The sequence below is a fragment of the Chromatiales bacterium genome (assembly GCA_020445605.1).
Taxonomy (GTDB): Bacteria; Pseudomonadota; Gammaproteobacteria; order JAGRGH01; family JAGRGH01; genus JAGRGH01.
This window is the reverse complement of record JAGRGH010000044.1, coordinates 1-16,089: the sequence shown is the minus strand read 5'-3', so window position 1 is coordinate 16,089 and position 16,089 is coordinate 1. Positions and strand designations below refer to the sequence as shown.

Genomic DNA, 16,089 nt, shown 5'->3' with positions numbered 1-16,089 from the left:
GCTTCGATGGCTCAGGCCGCCTTGGCCTTCGCGGCAGCGAGCTCGGCGCGCATCTTGCCGACCACGGTGTCGTAGCGGTTCGGGTCCGAGGCAGCCGCCGCGCTGAAGATCGCCGAGCCCGCGACGAACGTATCGGCGCCGGCCTCGCGAATCTCGCGGATGTTGTCGACCTTCACGCCGCCGTCGATCTCGAGCCGGATGTCGAAACCCGATTCGTCGATGCGCCGGCGCGCCTCGCGCAGCTTGTCGAGCGCGGAGGGGATGAACTTCTGGCCGCCGAAACCCGGGTTCACCGACATCAGCAGGATCATGTCGATCTTGTCCATGACGTGATCGAGGTACGACAGCGGCGTGGCCGGGTTGAACACCAGACCCGACTTGCAGCCGGATTCGCGCACCAGCGCCAGCGAGCGGTCGATATGATCGCTGGCCTCGGGATGAAACGTGATGTAGCTCGCGCCGGCCTTGGCGAAATCCGGGATGATGCGGTCGACGGGCTTGACCATCAGGTGAACGTCGATCGGCGCGGTCACGCCATGCTTGCGCAGCGCCTCGCAGACCAGCGGCCCGATCGTGAGGTTCGGCACGTAATGGTTGTCCATGACGTCGAAATGCACGATGTCGGCCCCAGCCTTCAGGACCATGTCCACTTCGTCGCCGAGGCGGGCGAAGTCTGCCGACAGAATCGACGGCGCGATCCAGTTCTCTGCCATGGGAATACCTCCGGACAAAATGGCACCCGACCCGCCGGACACGGCGGCCGGGGAAAAAGGCCGGATAGGGTACCGAAACGCGCGCCCGGATGCAGCCGGCGGGAGGCGGCCGGACGCCGGCGCCGCCTGTCGGCGTGCGCGATGTTCAGAGATCGGGGGTCAGTTCAGACCGAGGCCGATGACCAGCCCCAGCGCGGTGCCGATGCCGATGAAGATGCCCATGACCATGAGCCCCACGGCCACATTGCCCTTGTGCAGCTCATCGCCGATGCTGAACGGCACCATGCGATTCATCCACTTGCAGCCCAGCCGCATGAAGTACAGCGTCAGCAGGCCGCCCAGGATGGCGTAGAGAAAGTTCAGAATGACAGGATCGAGATACGAACTCATGGCCGGCGCCTCCCCTCGGTTTTTTTCAAAGCTTAGCGAGCGCGGCGGCCGGACGCCACGTCGCCAACAGCATTCGGGTCGGATTCATGCGTGAGCTGTTCGAAAACCTTGCGGTCGGGTTGCGGCTCGTCACGGGTCTGCCGGTCGATCCGGCGCGCCTGCGCCCCGGGGTGGACGCGTTTCTGGCGCTGGTCGTGACGGCGTTTGCGGTGAATCTGGCCGGCGACTGGCTCGCAACCGAGCCACCACGCGAGTTCGACGTCTACGGGCTCGCGGGCCATGCGGCGGTGCTGGTGTGCGCGGCGCTGGCGTTCTATCTCGCCAGCCGTCTCGCGCGCCTGCCCGATCGCCTGGTCGCGGTGGCGACCAGCGTGGCGGCCGCCGATGTGTGGCTGGGCGCGGGCCTGGCGGCCGTGGAACTGGCGCCGCCGGGCGGCAGCGAGGACTTCTGGTGGCTGGTCCTCGCCTGGCTCCTGACGGCACTGCTGCGCGCATTCGCCCTGCCGCTGCGCGCGCGGCGCCTTGCGGCGGGCACGGCCGCCGTCCTTTATCTCGCCGCGGCGGTCACGATCGGCGAGGCCGGCATCTCCGGCGCGCTGTTCCACTCGACCGCCGAGCCGCGCGAACGCGTTGCGATGCCCGCCGACCCCGAGGCCCTGATGTACCGGCAGATTCCGCTCCTGACCGGCGCGCTGTCCGCGGTCCAGGCCGGCCGGCCGGGCGTCGTCGACCTGTACTTCGTCGGCTTCGGTGGCGACTCGACCCAAGACGTGTTCGCCCGCGAGGTGCGCTACGCCCAGACGCTGTTCGACCGCGAGTACGACACGACGGGTCGATCGGTCATCCTGACCAGCGAGCCGAAACTCGAACGCGCGCCGCCGATCGCGTCGGCCTCGAACCTGGCGGCGACGATCCGCATGCTCGGCGAGCGCATGAACCGCGACGAGGATGTGCTGTTCCTGTACCTGACCAGCCACGGCACGAAACAGCGCCTGTCGGTGCACTACCCGCCGTTGCCGCTCAACGACGTGCGCGCGGACGACCTCAAGCGCTGGCTCGACGAGGCCGGCATCCGCTGGCGCGTGCTGGTCGTTTCGGCCTGTTACTCGGGCTCGTTCATCGACCGGCTCGCGACCGATTCGAGCCTGGTGCTGACCGCATCGGCGGCGGACCGCACCTCGTTCGGCTGCGAAAACGGCGCGGATTTCACCTGGTTCGGCCGCGCCCTGCTTGCCGATGCGCTGGGCAACGGCACGGGCATGATCGAAAGCTTTCGCGCGGCGATGGATGCGGTCGGCGCCCGCGAACGGCGTGCGGGCGAGCAGGCTTCCATGCCGCAACTGCACGTCGGCCCGCTGATCGACCCCTTGCTGATCCGCCTCGATGCGCGGCTGCGGCGCCTGCGCGAGACCCGCGAGGAGCCACCCGTATCGCCACGCCCGGCGGCACCCTCGCCGGCAAGCCCGATCGGTTAACCCCGCTCGCGCTGGATCAGCTCCCACGCCTGACGGATCTCGTGGGTCTTCTCGTTCGCGAGTTTGATCATTTCTTCGGGCACACCGCGCGCGGCGAGCTTGTCCGGGTGATGCTGACTGAGGAGCTTGCGATATGCGCGCTTGACCTCGGCATCCGTCGCCGACGCCGGCACGCCGAGGATCGCATAGGCCTGCTCCAGTGTCGGCCCGCGCGGTTTCGGTGCCGCGCCAGCCTGGCCCGCACCCGCGCCGCCGAAACCGGCCCCGGCCTGCAACATCGAGACGAGCCGTTCGAACGCGGCGCGTGGATAGTCGAGCGCATCGCAGACCGCCAGCAGGATGCGATGCTCGGTCTCGTCGAGTGTCCCGTCGACCAGCGCGATCTGCGCCTGAATCTCCACGAACATCTGCCGCAGCATGACCTGGCGGCCCAGGTGCACGCGCAGCTGGCGCAGTTCCCCGGCGAGATCGAAGCCGGGCGATTTGCCGCGGTTGAACTCGGCGATGGCGCGGGCGCGCCGCTCGCCGTCGAGATTCAGGTGGCGCATGACCGTTTCGGCGAGCCGGATCTCGTCCGGGGTGACGCGGCCATCGGCCTTCGCGATCGCGCCCATCACCGCGAACGCGCTGTCGAAGAACACGCGCTGGACGGTTGCCCGGTCGGCCGTGCCGATGCCGAGGTCCGCAAACCGACCGCCGGCCATGCCCTTGTCAAACTGATGGCCGAGCAGGGCGCCGAGCAGCGCGCCGATCAGACCGAACGCCATGTAACCGAAAATCGCGCCGAGAATCTTGCCGAAGAACATTCGCGGATCAGAGACCTGCCTGGAGGGTCGGCTATCCTACCGTGGCAAACCAGACGCCACGACCCCGATCTTCCGATGGAATACACAACGCTCGGCCGCACCGGCATCCGCGTGAGTCGCATCTGTCTCGGCACCATGACCTTCGGCGAGCAGAACACCGAGACCGCGGCGCACGCGCAGCTGGACCTCGCGCTGGAGCGCGGCGTCAACTTCATCGACGCCGCCGAGATGTACCCGGTGCCGCCGAAACCGCAGACCCAGGGCCGCACCGAGCAGTACATCGGCAGCTGGCTGGCGCAGCGCGGACGCCGCGACGACGTCGTGCTCGCGACCAAGGTCAGCGGCCCCGCGGCGTGGATGGAGTACCTGCGACCCGGTACCGTACGGCTCGACCGGCGCAATCTCGAGGCCGCGCTCGCCGCGAGCCTGAGACGGCTCGGCACCGACTATGTCGACCTCTACCAGGTGCACTGGCCGGACCGGCGCACGAACTACTTCGGCGAACTCGGCTACCGCCACCAGCCCGATCACCATGCGACGGTGCCGATCGAAGAGACCCTGGTCGTGCTCGACGCGTTCGTGCGCGCCGGCAAGGTTCGCGCGGTGGGCATCTCGAACGAAACGCCCTGGGGCGCCATGCGCTATCTGGACATTGCTGGCCGCACCGGACAGGCGCGCGTGGCCAGCATCCAGAATCCCTACAGCCTGCTGAACCGCAGCTTCGAGGTCGGTCTGGCGGAGATCGCGATGCGCGAATCGCTCGGCCTGCTGGCCTATTCACCGCTGGCGTTTGGTGTGCTGAGCGGCAAATACCTGAACGGCGGGCGGCCGGCCGGCGCGCGGCTGACCCTGTTCACGCGCTTCGACCGCTACAACAACGCGCAATGTGAGCGCGCGACGCACGCCTATGTGGACTTGGCGCGCACCCACGGCCTGGACCCCGCGCAGATGGCGCTGGCCTTCGTGAACCAGCAACCGTTCGTGACCGCGAACATCATTGGCGCAACGACGATCGGGCAGCTCGAATACAACATCGCGAGCATCGATCTGAAACTCGGCGACGCGGTCCGCGCCGGCATCGAGGCGATTCACACGGCACAGCCCAATCCCGGACCGTGAATGGCCGAATTCAGTCGCTCCGGGGGAATTCGCGCAGGTAGACAGGCGGCGAAACAGACGACAGGCGTGGAGCCGATGGCCGGATTTGAACCGGCGACCTACTGATTACGAATCAGTTGCTCTACCAGCTGAGCTACATCGGCACGCAGTGGACGCGCCAGTATAATGAGCACCTGAGCGGGTCACAACGCACCGGCCCGCGGGTTCAACGCCAAACGCCCGGAGGTCGCTTCAATTGGATTTTGAGCTCTCCCTCGAAGACGACGACGACACGCCGCCCATCAAGTGCCCGCGCTGCGGCTATCTGCGCAAACCCGACGACGACGAGCGCGCGCCGCGCTGGCAGTGCCCGCGGTGCGGAGTGTCCTACGAGAAGGCCGGCGTTTCACCGGACCAGCTCTACGATCGCGACTGAACGACCTCGCCGCCGGCCAGGACAGGCCGGTACGGCAGCGGATCGATCTCGGGTTCCCCCGCGGACAGCAGCGCACGTAGCAGCCGCGCGCTGCCCGGTGCCAGCACGATGCCGTTGCGGTGGTGGCCGCAGTTCAGATACAGCCCCGGCACTTCGGCCACCGCGCCAATAAACGGCACACCGTCCGGCGAACCCGGACGCAGACCCGCCCAGTGCGCCTCGATCGGGCAATCGGCCAGCCACGGCGCCATGCCGACCGCGGCCGCGCGCAGGGACTGCGCGGCCTCGTCCGTGGTCGCCTTCTCGAAGCCCACGTCCTCCATCGTGCTGCCGCACAGCACCCGGCCATCGCGCCGCGGGATCAGGTAGCGCCCCTCGCTCAGCACCATCGGCGCCAGCCGCCCGGCCGCGCCCGAGTACAGCAGCATCTGCCCGCGCACGGGTGCGACCGGCAGGTCCAGGCCAAGGGGCGCGAGCAACCCGGCGCTCCAGGCGCCGGCGGCGACGACCACGTTCGGCGCGCCAAGCGCCGTTCCATCGGCCAGCCGGACACCGGCCACGCGACCCGCGACGGTTTCGATTGCCGTCGCGGCACGGTCCGTGATGAGTTCGACGCCAGCGGCGACCGCCGCCAGCGCCAGGGCGCGACCCAGCCGTGGCGTACGCAGCTGCGCGAAATCGGGAAACGCCAGCGCCGGACCCGTCAGATGAACCCCGGTTTCCCGCGCCACCGCGTCGACATCGAGCGGTCGACAATCCAGGCCGTGTTCTCCGGCCCAGGCCCGGGCGGGTTCGACGTCGCCGAGCGCGCCGATCCACATGCCGCTTGCCGTGTACTCGATCGCCACGCCGGTTTGCGCCTCGAGCCGCGCCGTCCACTGCGGCCAGAGCCGATGACCCTCCAGCGCCAGCGCCTGCACCGCGCGCGGGTAGCGCCACGGGTACAGCGGTGCGACGATGCCGCCACCGGCCCAGGACGACTCTCGCGCGGCGGCACCACGTTCGACGACCGCCACGCGCAGACCCGCGCCGGCCAGTTCCAGCGCCGCCGTCAATCCAGCAGCGCCCGCGCCGATGATCACGACGTCTTGCGTGCTCATGCCGGCCTGCGACGCCGTTCACGTTCCGCGCGCGCGGCGCGGCCACTCATCGGGAAACCCAGCGTTTTCATCAAGATGGGCTTGGGAAAGGCCGTGCGGGCCGAGTAGATTCAGCGTATGCGTCAGGCACTTGGCATGACATTGATCGAGCTCATGGTCACCCTCGCGGTCGTCGCGGTGGTCGTGACCGTGGCCGTTCCGTCGTTTCTGGGCATGTTACAGAACAACCGCGCGAGCGCCGAGGCCAACCGCCTGGTCGGCACCCTGAAGCTGGCGCGCTCGGAGGCGATCAAGCGCAGCACCCCGGTCGCGGTGTGCGCGGCGAACGCCGATCAGACCAACTGCTCGGGCGCAAACACCTGGTCGGCGAACGGCTGGATCATGATCCTGGACCCGGACGGCACGGCCGGCACGCTGGACTCCGACGATTCCATGCCCAACTCACCGGACGACACCGTTCTGCGCAACTACGCCAAACCCGCGGGCAGTCCGACGATCGCCGACGGCGGTGACGACTTCGTGCGTTTCGTGCCCTCCGGCGCGCTCGACGACGACTCGCACGCCGCGGCCGTCACCCTGACCGTGACCCATTCGAGCTGCAAGGGCGACCAGGTCCGCAATCTGAGCATTTCGCCGTCGGGCCAGGCGACCCTGTACTACAGCGCGTGCCCGAGCACATGAACGCAATGCCACCCGTTCCCGCCCGGCAACGCGGCTTCACCGTATGGGAGGTGCTGGTCGCCGTCGTGCTGCTCGCCGTCGGCCTGCTCGGCATCGCCGGCCTTCAGCTCAGTTCCCTGCAGGGCAACCACAGCGCCTATCAGCGCACGCTGGTCACGGCCATGGCCTCGGACATCAGCGAGCGAATCCGCGCCAACGAGAACGACTGCGACTGCATCACCGACAACGACACCTGCACGACCTCGCAGCTCGTCGCCTGCACACCGTCGGGCTGGAACACCGAACTCGCCAGCCAGCTGCCCGAAGGCGAAGGCATCGTCTGCCGCGACTCGACCCCGGACGACGGCACCGGGTCCGGCCTGGGCGACGCGGGCTGCGACAACAGCGGCGATGTCTACGCGATCAAGGTCTGGTGGCGCGACAACCGCAACCCCAACGCCCTGCAGCGCTTCAGCTACAGCTTCCGGCCATGAACGGCAATCCGCACCGCCAGTCCGGCGTCACGCTGACCGAGCTCATGGTCGCCCTGGCGCTGAGTATCCTGCTGCTGGGCAGCGTCGGACAGGTGTTCCTGAGCACGAAGGAGACCTACAAGACGCAGGAGACCCTTTCGCGCCTGCAAGAGAACATGCGCTTCGCGCTCACGAAGGTCGTCGAGGACTTGCAGACCGCGGGCTTTGCGGGCTGCGCGAAGTCGGCGAAGTCCGGCACCTCGAACGTCACCTCCGTGCTGAACGTCTCGGCGGGCACGGCCACCCCGCACGACTACACCCACGCCATCTGGGGCGTGGAATCGGGCTCGAACAGCCAGGACGAGATCTACGTCCGCCACGCGCTTGGCGGCAGCGCGCTGGAGATCGATCGGGGGTCGAGCACCAAGACCTCCTACGCATTCAGCAGCACGCGCTACGACGCCCTGCCCGAAGACCTGCAGATCGAGCAGTGGGACGTCGCCGCCGCGACGGACTGCGAGAAGACGCTGGTGTTTCTGGTCACGAACGATCCGGACGCGGATGACTCCGCCGATGTCGGCAACAGCACCGCACCGTCCGACGAGGAGACCGAGGGCCTGACCAACGGCACGGTCTCCGACACCGCGCAGCCCGGCACGAGCCCGTTCCAGCTTGCGGTGCTCTACAAGGTCGAAGCCGTGCGCTACTACGTGGACGACAATCCCAGCGCGCCCAGCGGCTCGACGGTACGCACGCTGTACCGGCAAGTCGGCAGCTCCGCGGGCCAGCCGCTGGTCGACGGCGTGCAGACCTTCAACCTGACCTACGGCGAGGACACCACCGGCGACGGCAATGCCGACACCTATTCGCGCTGGGACCAGATCACGACCAACGCGCGGCGCCAGTCCATCGTCAGCGTTCGCGTGGCGCTGGAAGTCAACGACGGACTGCCGATCGCAGACGCCACGGTTTCCAGCGCCGGGGTCGCCGAAGCCGCCGCGGACTTCAAATCGATGCTCGTCACCGTGCGGCTGCGCAACCGTTTCGGCAGTGGTTGAGCGCATGAACACCCTGAAACCCGTCGCAGCAAGAATGCCTGTGGGCGCGCGGCGCGAAAGCGGCGCGGTGCTAATCACGGCCCTGTTGATCCTCGTCATCCTGACCGTGCTCGGCATCTCGGCGACCGGCGATTCCACGCTCGAAGAGCGCATGGCCGGCAACTACCGCGACCAGATGAGCGCGCGCGAGGCCGCCGAGATGGGCATCCGCTCCGCCGAGGACTGGCTGCGCTCGAACATCTACAACGCCGCGCAGCTCGACTACACGGCATCGCCGTCGTCGCTGACCTCGCTGTACTTGCCGACCACAACCGCGTTCCTGTTCAGCCCGGCGGACCCGGCGCCATCCGGATTGACGCTCTCCGGCGTGACCTCACTCGCGATGCCGCCAGACCTGGACCTGCGCAACGCCGACAACTGGGAACCCGTGAACGAGTCCGACTACGACTTCAACTACGCCAATGCCGTCTCGGGCAGCACGCTGGCCTCACTCGGGCTGATCCGCTCGCCGCGCTACGTCATCGAGTACGTCGGTCGCGGTGCGACCACCGGCCAGAACCTCGTGCAGGACGCCGAGGGACAGGCCTTCACAATCGTGCGGCTCGGTTTCCGCATCACCTCGGTCGGCTGGGGCCGGCAGATCGAAGTGAACGACGCCGGCAACGAGCGCCCCATCACCGCCCAGGTGCTGCAATCGCATTTCGAGATTCCGCTGTGAGCCGCTCACGGCCGGAGGTGACAACGATGTCCACACCACACCGCATCATCGCGAACACGCTTCGCCACATCGCAACGCTGGCCACGGCCGCGGGCATGACGCTCGCCGCCGGCCAGGCCGCGGCCGCCCCCGGCACGCTCGCGGACATCCCGGTGTTCCTGCAGCAGCCCGTGCAGTCGAACATCATGATCCTGACCGACGATTCCGGCTCGATGGACTGGGAAGTCATGATCCGAGCATCGGGCACGGGCAGCCAGGGTGGATCGGGCTGGATCGATCTCTCGCCGGACAACAGCACGGAGCGCCTGGAGCTGTGCGCGGGCTACAACGCACTTATGTACAACCCGAACGTCACCTACACGCCATGGGTTGGCACAGACGAAGGAGGCGTGGCGTACGCCGACCAGTCCGTAACGGCAGCGAGGGAAAACCCGTACCTGGCGAATCCCGAGAACAACTGCAATTCCGGCAATGGCGACCAGGGCGACAACAACGGCTACTGCAATCTCCTGACGCAGGTCGGTCCGCAAGGCTCGTCCGACCCCCAGAGCATCAGGGGTGCCTTTTACTACCCGTGGAACGACGCCGACAACGACGAGGAATACGACAACGGCGAGTGCCCGACGGCAAGCGAAAACCGCGTGTACGTCAGCACCCTGAGTGACGCTCAAAAGACCAATTTCGCCAACTGGTATTCCTATTACAGAAAGCGCGAGTACGTCGCCAAACGCGCGCTGTCGGAGGTCATCAGCGAATCCAAGCAGCGCATCGGGCTTTCGACCATCAATCGCAACAACGGCATCACTCGCAACTATGGAGTGCAGCCGCCGTACGGATCTGCCTATCGAGACCCACAGGAGGTCGGCACCGAGATCGCAGATGTGGATGACATCAGCGTGCCGCTCGACACCTCGGCCGCGGACAACAAGTTCAAACTGATGCGCAATCTTTTCCGCATCAATTCAAACAGCGGCACGCCGCTGCGTAGCGGCCTGAACAACGTAGGCAAGTACTTCAGCGCAGCTGACAGCACCGGCACGAACCTGTTCGGTTTCAGTGCCAGCGATGAGACCCCCATCCTGTCCGCGTCCGATGGCGGCGAGTGCCAGCAGAACTTTGCGGTGGTGATGTCCGACGGGTACTGGAACACCGATTCAGGCGACGAGTGGAGTACCACGACCGGCAGCAGCGGAGTAGGCAACACTGACACCGACGGCACCGGCGATTGGGACGGCCAGTCGTATGCGGATACCTACAGAAACACGCTGGCCGACGTTGCAATGAAGTGGTACGAGACTGACCTCGATACCACGCTGACCGGCAAGGTGCCATCGTCGAACATCGGCAGTTCGGCCGATCAGGATGACAATACCGAACAGCACATGGTGACCTTCACCGTGGCCTTCGGACTGAGCGGCAACACGAGCTGCAACCCGACCGACCGGACCACCTCGGTGGCCAGCCAGAACTGGCCCGAGATCTGCGATAACCCAAGCGCGTCGTCGGGGTCCGGCTGGCCGAACCCGGTCGCGGATTCGGCCACGACCATCGACGACATGCGCCACGCGGCGTGGAACGGTCGCGGTCAGTTTCTGTCGGCGGGCGATCCGCAGGATCTCATCGATTCACTGCTGGAGGCATTTTCGGACATCGACAATCGCAATACAGCGGCCGCAGCCGCGGTGGCCGTCAACTCGACCAACCTCGGCGCGGGCGGCCTCGTGTACCAGGCCAGCTTCGATTCGAGTTCGTGGTCCGGCAACGTCAAGGCCTTCGCCTACGACAGCAACACGCAGGCCTTTTCGAACACGGCAAGCTTCGCCGTGGCCAGCAAGCTGGAGGATCAGGTTTCGGGCGCAAACAGCGCACCCGCGCGGCAGATCATCACGTTCAACGGCACCCAGGGCGTGCCGCTGACGTTTCCTGGCGATGGTGGTGTTCTGAACTACCTGATCTACCTCACCACCAATCTACTGGGCACCTCGAGCTATCTGAGCCAGACCCAGGTTCGCGACCTGCTTTCCGATGCGCCATACGATTACGACAACCTGGTGACCAACATCCTCAATGTCCTGTTTGCCAGTGCACGGCAGGCCAACTTCGAGCATGGCGTGAAGATCATTGACTGGCTGCGCGGCGACCGCAGCAACGAGGATGACGACACCGGGCTTCGCGAGCGCGACAGCGGCGACCTGCTGGGCGACATCGTCAACTCCGCGCCGCTGTATGTCGGCAATCCGGCGGCGAACAAGTACCCGGACACCATCGAGCCGTCACCGGCGCCGGCCTACTCCTCGTACGTAACCGCCACCAACCGCACCGCCATGGTCTACATCGGCGCGAACGACGGCGCGCTGCACGGCGTCGACGCGACGACCGGCTACGAGAAGTTCGCATATTTCCCGGGCATGCTGTTCAGCGCCGGCGGCTATGTCTCCGCATTGTCCAGCCCGGACTACGAACACAAGTACTACGTCGATGGTTCGCCGACGGCGGCCGATGCCTACATCGACTTCGACGGCAACAGCTCCGATGAGTGGGGTACCGCCCTGGTCGGCTCGCTGCGCGCCGGCGGCAAGGGCATCTTCGCGATGAACATCACGAACCCGGCGAACTTCAGCGAGGCGAACGCGGCCAGCATGGTGATGTGGGAGATCACCAACACCGCGTCCGGATACGAAGCACTGGGTTACACCTTCGCACGGCCGACGATCGCCAAGCTCCACAACGGCAAATGGGGCGTGATCTTCGGCAACGGCTACAACAACACCAGCAACGGCCGTGCCGTGCTGTACATCGCCGATCTGGAGGACGGCTCGCTGATCAAGGCGATCGACACCGGCGTGGGCTCGGTCGCGAACAGCAATTGCGCGGACGGAAGCAGCGACTGCAACGGCCTGTCGACGCCGGCCGTGGTCGACTTCAATTTCGACGGCGTTGCCGACCGCGTCTATGCCGGCGACGTGCACGGCAATCTGTGGGCGTTTGACATCTCGACGGTTTCGACGGGGTCGTGGGCCTCGATCGGCGGCTCTTCACCGCTGTTCCGCGCCCGCAACGACGCCGACGCCAAACAGCCGATCACCACGCAGCCGGCGGTGGCCTTCCATCCGACCGAGCGCGGCTCGGCGACCACCCCCAACTTGCTCGTGTTCTTCGGCACCGGCGAATTTGTCTCAAGCACGGCGAAGTCCAACACCGACACCCAGACCATGTACGCGGTCTGGGACCGCGGCCCGGCGAGCGGTAATCCGCTGACGGCGAAGAGTCTGCCGATCGTGCGCTCGAACCTGGTCGAGCAGACCATCAGTCTGTCGTCGGTCGATCCGGACGGCGGCGGCACCGACCCGGCCAATGACGTTCGCCTACTCACACGCGAGGCCGTGAACTATCAGGACAAGAGCGGCTGGTATGTGGACCTGCCGACCAGCAGCGAGCGCGTGATCGTCAGCCCGCTGATCCTCGGCGAGGTCGTCGCCTGGGTCACGGCCATCCCGCAGGGGACGCTGTGCGACAGCGCCGGCAAATCCTGGGTCATGGCCGCGGACCTGCTCACGGGTGGTGAACCCGACTTCGTGGTGTTCGATGTCGACGGCAACGGCAGCTTCGACAATGACCAGACCGATGCCGGCGAGAACCCGGCGGGCGTGTACTCGGCAGACCTCTACTGGCAGCCGACCGCGCTGGGCGGCCTGACCACGGCCTATGACCAGACCAGCAGCAGTAGCAGCTCCGGCAGTTCGTCGGGCGCCAGCGGGTCGTCGGGCAGCGGTTCGTCCAGCGGCGGCAGCAGTGGCGGGGCGAGCGCGTGCTCAGGCACCGGCGCGGGCGCCGGCAAGGTCGTGATCTCGAAGGACGACTCGAGCGGCTCCGGCCCGGCGCTGGACACCAAGGACATCCAGTATCAGGCCGGCCTGTGCACGCGCACGTCCTGGACCCATGTCGGTTACTGAGGAGGGTGAACAACATGAAGACCCTGTCGACCCGAATCCTTGCCGCGACCCTTGGCAGCCTTTGGGCGCTCACGGCCGGCGCCGTGAGCGTGGTGGAGATCCCTACACAGAACGCGAAACCTGCACCCGCGGCGAACATTCCATCGTCCACGCCGACGACGGCGACTGCCCCCTCTCGCGGCTTCGACTATTCGCGATTCACCTTCGTCGGCCAGCTCAGCAATGTCGAGCAGCCAGAAGGACGCCTTGATTTCGTTGAAACGTCATTCATGGTCGGAAAGGATTCAAGATTCTATGATGCGCGTGGGCTGCCGATGAAAATCGAAGAGCTTGAGCCCGAGGTCTGGCTGGGCATCACCGTAACCGAAAGGCTCGATCGACAGTTCAATGCACCTTTTGTACGCGAGGCGCGTATCGTTCCCCCGCGCCCGGAGGAATGATGTTCGCCACCTGCGGACCGCGCCCGATGCGGGGCTTCTCGCTGATCGAGCTGATGATCGCGCTCGCGGTGCTCGTGGTACTGACCACCGTCGCGATCCCGGCCTACAACAGCTACGTGATCAAGGCCCAGCGCAGCGAGGGGCGCAAGGCACTGATGCAGATTGCGCTCGCGCAGGAACGCTTCTTCACCATCAACAACCGCTACACGGCGAACATCTCGTCGCTGGCGCGCGACCCGTCGGACCCGGACGCACCGTTCGATGGCAACAGCGCCGATACCGACCCCAAATACGCCATCGCGCTGACCGTCACGAACTCAGGCCAGCGCTACACGACCACCGCGACGCCGAAATCGGGCAAGGCCGTCTCGAACGACAGCGACTGCACGAAGATCAGCCTGAACTACCTTGGTGTGCAGTCCGGCTCCGGCGCGTCATCGGACGCCTGCTGGTAAAGAAGGCAAAAGCCTGAACCCGGGGAAACCGTGATCAATCCATCGTAAGGATTGACAGAGCAGCGAAAACGAAAAAGCGTGGGTTTTCGTTTTCTTTCGTTTTCCACGGCATGCAGCCGTTGAAAACGGCGGCACTCCACTGCGCCGCGGGTTCAGGTCACGGCGCGTTTCAGTTCGCGCGGCAGGGAAAAGACCACCTCTTCACGCCGGCCGTCGAGTTCCTCGACGCCGTCGGCGCCCCATTCGCGCAGCCGTTCGAGCACCTGCCGAACCAGCAGTTCCGGCGCCGACGCGCCGGCCGTCACGCCGATGCGTTCGGCACCGTCGATCCACTCGCGACGGATGTCGTCCGCACCATCGATGAGATAAGCCGGCGTGCCGAGTTTCTCCGCGAGTTCACGCAGACGGTTGGAATTGGAACTCGAGGGCGAACCGACCACGAGCACGCGATCGCAACGCTCGGCAAGGCGTTTGACTGCATCCTGCCGGTTCTGCGTGGCGTAGCAGATGTCGTCCTTGCGCGGACCGCGGATGCGCGGGAAGCGCGCGCGCAAGGCTTCGACGATCGCGTCGGTGTCGTCGACCGAAAGCGTCGTCTGCGTAACATACGCGAGCCGCGCGGGATCACGCGGCACCAGCCGGGCCACATCGTCGAGCGTTTCGACCAGATAGATGGCACCGCCCGCACCACGATACTGACCCATGGTGCCCTCGACCTCCGGATGCCCGCGGTGGCCGATCAGGATGACCTCGACCCCCTGCGCGGCGAGCCCGGCGACCTCCAGATGCACCTTCGTGACCAGCGGGCAGGTCGCGTCGAACACGCGCAGGTCGCGCAGGTCTGCTTCTTCGCGCACCTGCTGCGAAACACCATGCGCGGAGAAGATCACCGTGGCGCCGGCCGGCACCTCGGCAATCTCGTCGACGAATACCGCGCCGCGCCCGCGCAGGTCTTCGACCACGAAGCGGTTGTGCACGACCTCGTGACGCACATAGATCGGCGCACCGAAGGATTCCAGCGCGCGCTCGACGATATCGATTGCGCGGTCGACCCCGGCGCAAAAACCGCGCGGATTCGCAAGCAAAATCTGCATCGTTACGACGATACCGCCGGGCCCGCCACCGCTTCAAGCGGGCGGGCGAACCCCGAGTACTTCGACGGTCAGCACCAGGTCATGCCCGGCCAGCGGGTGATTGAAGTCGACCGAGACCTGCTCGGCATCGATTGCGACGATGCGCCCGGGCGTCGTGCTGCCGCCGGGGGTGGCGAACTCGAGGATCACGCCCTCCTCGAGCTGGCCTTCGGCGAAATCCGCGCGCGCGAGCACGTGCACGAGGTCGGGATCGGGCCAGCCGAAGGCGGCCTCGAAGGGAACGAAGATCTGCTCGCGCTGGCCTTGCGCAAGCCCGCGCAGGGCACGCTCGATCGGCTCGGCAAACGTGCCGTCACCGAGCGTGAACTCGAACGGCTCGCCGCCGAAGCTGGACTCCACGACCTCGCCGTTGCCCAGCGCGAGTTCCAGGTGCATGCGCACGCGGCTGCCGGCGCGGATGGTGGGGACGTCCGTCGGTTCTGACACGGATTGCGGAGTTTGATGTGAATCGCCGGGTATGCACGCCGGCGCTGCCGCTCAGTCGCGGCGCCAGTAGACCTCGCCGCCGTCGAGCCGCGCACAGATGCGTGCGGCCACGAACAGCCAGTCCGAAAGGCGATTGAGGTAACGGGCGCCACCACGCGGTGCGGTGTCGCCGAGCGCCAGCACACAACGCTCCGCGCGGCGGCAGGTCGCCCGCGCCACGTGCAGACGCGCCGCCGCATCGCCACCGCCCGGCAGGATAAACTCCTTGAGCGGCGGAAGACCGGCGTTCATGTCGTCGATGGCGCGTTCCAGCGCCGCGACATGCTCATCGCCCAGCGTGTCCTGCCCCGGCAGCGCGAGGTCCGCGCCGAGATCGAACAGGCGGTGCTGGAGCCTGCGCAACTGATCGCGCAGTGCGGCGCCGAGCGCGCTGGCGGCCAGCGCGAGCCCGAGCGTGGAATTCAGCTCGTCGACCGCGCCGATGGCTTCGATGCGCGCGTCGGTCTTTTCCAGGCGCGTGCCATTGGCGAGGCCGGTCGTGCCATCGTCGCCGGTGCGGGTGTAGATGCGGGTCAGTCGGTTTCCCATCGCGCGCGGACTATACCCTAACGGAAGCCCTGATCAATCCGTCCCGGATTGCCAGGTCCACGAAAACGAAAAAGCGTGGTTTTTCGTCTTCTTGCATTTCTGCTGGCCAGAACGCCAGCAGAAATGGCGGCACCTCCCTGTGCCGC

The 16,089-nt window shown here is 66.5% G+C and carries 17 protein-coding genes and 1 tRNA gene; 10 read left to right on the top strand and 8 right to left on the bottom strand.

Annotation, left to right across the window (positions count from 1 at the left end):
- Positions 1–11: 11 nt before the first annotated feature.
- Entirely contained in the window at positions 12–713 is a 702-nt protein-coding gene (gene rpe, locus KDG50_09400) for a ribulose-phosphate 3-epimerase (GenBank protein MCB1865635.1), read from the bottom strand.
- Positions 714–872: 159 nt separating this feature from the next.
- Positions 873–1,103: a DUF350 domain-containing protein gene (locus KDG50_09395; GenBank protein ID MCB1865634.1), complete on the bottom strand. Its 231-nt coding sequence runs from the start codon at positions 1,101–1,103 to the stop codon at positions 873–875.
- 86 nt (positions 1,104–1,189) lie between these two features.
- On the opposite strand from KDG50_09395, the gene KDG50_09390 reads away from it, so the two are divergent.
- The gene (locus tag KDG50_09390; GenBank protein ID MCB1865633.1) at positions 1,190–2,578 is read left to right on the top strand and encodes a hypothetical protein; all 1,389 of its coding nucleotides are present in this window, start codon (positions 1,190–1,192) and stop codon (positions 2,576–2,578) included.
- Here KDG50_09390 and djlA read toward each other — a convergent pair.
- Positions 2,575–3,384 carry a co-chaperone DjlA gene (gene djlA, locus KDG50_09385; GenBank protein ID MCB1865632.1) on the bottom strand — a complete coding sequence of 270 codons (810 nt, stop codon included), beginning with the start codon at positions 3,382–3,384 and terminating at the stop codon, positions 2,575–2,577. The genes KDG50_09390 and djlA overlap by 4 nt on opposite strands.
- A gap of 75 nt (positions 3,385–3,459) precedes the next feature.
- On the opposite strand from djlA, the gene KDG50_09380 reads away from it, so the two are divergent.
- Entirely contained in the window at positions 3,460–4,503 is a 1,044-nt protein-coding gene (locus KDG50_09380) for an NADP(H)-dependent aldo-keto reductase (GenBank protein ID MCB1865631.1), read from the top strand.
- A gap of 67 nt (positions 4,504–4,570) precedes the next feature.
- On the opposite strand, the gene KDG50_09375 is transcribed toward KDG50_09380, so the two are convergent.
- Positions 4,571–4,646: transfer RNA gene (locus tag KDG50_09375), tRNA-Thr, on the bottom strand.
- 92 nt (positions 4,647–4,738) lie between these two features.
- Between KDG50_09375 and KDG50_09370 the strand changes: the two genes are divergently transcribed.
- On the top strand, positions 4,739–4,918 hold the full coding sequence (locus KDG50_09370) for a hypothetical protein (protein ID MCB1865630.1): 180 nt from the start codon (positions 4,739–4,741) through the stop codon (positions 4,916–4,918).
- On the opposite strand, the gene KDG50_09365 is transcribed toward KDG50_09370, so the two are convergent.
- Complete coding sequence (locus tag KDG50_09365; protein MCB1865629.1) at positions 4,903–6,018, bottom strand: FAD-dependent oxidoreductase; 1,116 nt, start codon at positions 6,016–6,018, stop codon at positions 4,903–4,905. The genes KDG50_09370 and KDG50_09365 overlap by 16 nt on opposite strands.
- A gap of 117 nt (positions 6,019–6,135) precedes the next feature.
- On the opposite strand from KDG50_09365, the gene KDG50_09360 reads away from it, so the two are divergent.
- Genes KDG50_09360 through KDG50_09330 form a run of 7 tightly spaced genes read left to right on the top strand, consistent with a single transcriptional unit; the run spans position 6,136 to position 13,775 of the window.
- The gene (locus KDG50_09360; GenBank protein MCB1865628.1) at positions 6,136–6,699 is read left to right on the top strand and encodes a GspH/FimT family pseudopilin; all 564 of its coding nucleotides are present in this window, start codon (positions 6,136–6,138) and stop codon (positions 6,697–6,699) included.
- Entirely contained in the window at positions 6,684–7,172 is a 489-nt protein-coding gene (pilV, locus tag KDG50_09355) for a type IV pilus modification protein PilV (GenBank protein ID MCB1865627.1), read from the top strand. Before KDG50_09360 ends, pilV begins: the two co-directional genes overlap by 16 nt.
- Complete coding sequence (locus KDG50_09350) at positions 7,169–8,209, top strand: PilW family protein (GenBank protein ID MCB1865626.1); 1,041 nt, start codon at positions 7,169–7,171, stop codon at positions 8,207–8,209. The genes pilV and KDG50_09350 overlap by 4 nt, the downstream gene beginning before the upstream one ends.
- 34 nt (positions 8,210–8,243) lie before the next feature.
- Complete coding sequence (locus KDG50_09345; protein ID MCB1865625.1) at positions 8,244–8,927, top strand: hypothetical protein; 684 nt, start codon at positions 8,244–8,246, stop codon at positions 8,925–8,927.
- A 26-nt stretch (positions 8,928–8,953) separates the two neighbouring features.
- On the top strand, positions 8,954–12,880 hold the full coding sequence (locus KDG50_09340) for a hypothetical protein (protein MCB1865624.1): 3,927 nt from the start codon (positions 8,954–8,956) through the stop codon (positions 12,878–12,880).
- 5 nt (positions 12,881–12,885) lie between these two features.
- Positions 12,886–13,320: a hypothetical protein gene (locus KDG50_09335; protein MCB1865623.1), complete on the top strand. Its 435-nt coding sequence runs from the start codon at positions 12,886–12,888 to the stop codon at positions 13,318–13,320.
- Between the two features lie 26 nt (positions 13,321–13,346).
- The gene (locus tag KDG50_09330) at positions 13,347–13,775 is read left to right on the top strand and encodes a type IV pilin protein (GenBank protein MCB1865622.1); all 429 of its coding nucleotides are present in this window, start codon (positions 13,347–13,349) and stop codon (positions 13,773–13,775) included.
- A gap of 152 nt (positions 13,776–13,927) precedes the next feature.
- Here the strand turns inward: KDG50_09330 and ispH are convergent, their stop codons facing one another.
- Genes ispH through KDG50_09315 form a run of 3 tightly spaced genes read right to left on the bottom strand, consistent with a single transcriptional unit; the run spans position 13,928 to position 15,943 of the window.
- Positions 13,928–14,869 carry a 4-hydroxy-3-methylbut-2-enyl diphosphate reductase gene (ispH, locus tag KDG50_09325; protein MCB1865621.1) on the bottom strand — a complete coding sequence of 314 codons (942 nt, stop codon included), beginning with the start codon at positions 14,867–14,869 and terminating at the stop codon, positions 13,928–13,930.
- Positions 14,870–14,902: 33 nt separating this feature from the next.
- A complete protein-coding gene (locus tag KDG50_09320; GenBank protein MCB1865620.1) occupies positions 14,903–15,355 on the bottom strand; it encodes an FKBP-type peptidyl-prolyl cis-trans isomerase in 453 nt (150 codons plus the stop codon).
- A gap of 51 nt (positions 15,356–15,406) precedes the next feature.
- A complete protein-coding gene (locus KDG50_09315) occupies positions 15,407–15,943 on the bottom strand; it encodes a cob(I)yrinic acid a,c-diamide adenosyltransferase (protein ID MCB1865619.1) in 537 nt (178 codons plus the stop codon).
- Positions 15,944–16,089: the final 146 nt, after the last annotated feature.

Excerpts from the sequence above, each read along its gene's own strand:
- djlA (MCB1865632.1), bottom strand. The coding sequence starts at position 3,384 with ATGTTCTTCGGCAAGATTCTCGGCGCGATTTTCGGTTACATGGCGTTC.
- KDG50_09360 (MCB1865628.1), top strand. The coding sequence starts at position 6,136 with ATGCGTCAGGCACTTGGCATGACATTGATCGAGCTCATGGTCACCCTC.
- KDG50_09380 (MCB1865631.1), top strand. The coding sequence starts at position 3,460 with ATGGAATACACAACGCTCGGCCGCACCGGCATCCGCGTGAGTCGCATC.
- rpe (MCB1865635.1), bottom strand. The coding sequence starts at position 713 with ATGGCAGAGAACTGGATCGCGCCGTCGATTCTGTCGGCAGACTTCGCC.
- KDG50_09340 (MCB1865624.1), top strand. The coding sequence starts at position 8,954 with ATGTCCACACCACACCGCATCATCGCGAACACGCTTCGCCACATCGCA.
- KDG50_09345 (MCB1865625.1), top strand. The coding sequence starts at position 8,244 with ATGCCTGTGGGCGCGCGGCGCGAAAGCGGCGCGGTGCTAATCACGGCC.
- KDG50_09315 (MCB1865619.1), bottom strand. The coding sequence starts at position 15,943 with ATGGGAAACCGACTGACCCGCATCTACACCCGCACCGGCGACGATGGC.
- KDG50_09395 (MCB1865634.1), bottom strand. The coding sequence starts at position 1,103 with ATGAGTTCGTATCTCGATCCTGTCATTCTGAACTTTCTCTACGCCATC.
- KDG50_09350 (MCB1865626.1), top strand. The coding sequence starts at position 7,169 with ATGAACGGCAATCCGCACCGCCAGTCCGGCGTCACGCTGACCGAGCTC.
- KDG50_09330 (MCB1865622.1), top strand. The coding sequence starts at position 13,347 with ATGCGGGGCTTCTCGCTGATCGAGCTGATGATCGCGCTCGCGGTGCTC.
- ispH (MCB1865621.1), bottom strand. The coding sequence starts at position 14,869 with ATGCAGATTTTGCTTGCGAATCCGCGCGGTTTTTGCGCCGGGGTCGAC.
- KDG50_09390 (MCB1865633.1), top strand. The coding sequence starts at position 1,190 with ATGCGTGAGCTGTTCGAAAACCTTGCGGTCGGGTTGCGGCTCGTCACG.
- KDG50_09365 (MCB1865629.1), bottom strand. The coding sequence starts at position 6,018 with ATGAGCACGCAAGACGTCGTGATCATCGGCGCGGGCGCTGCTGGATTG.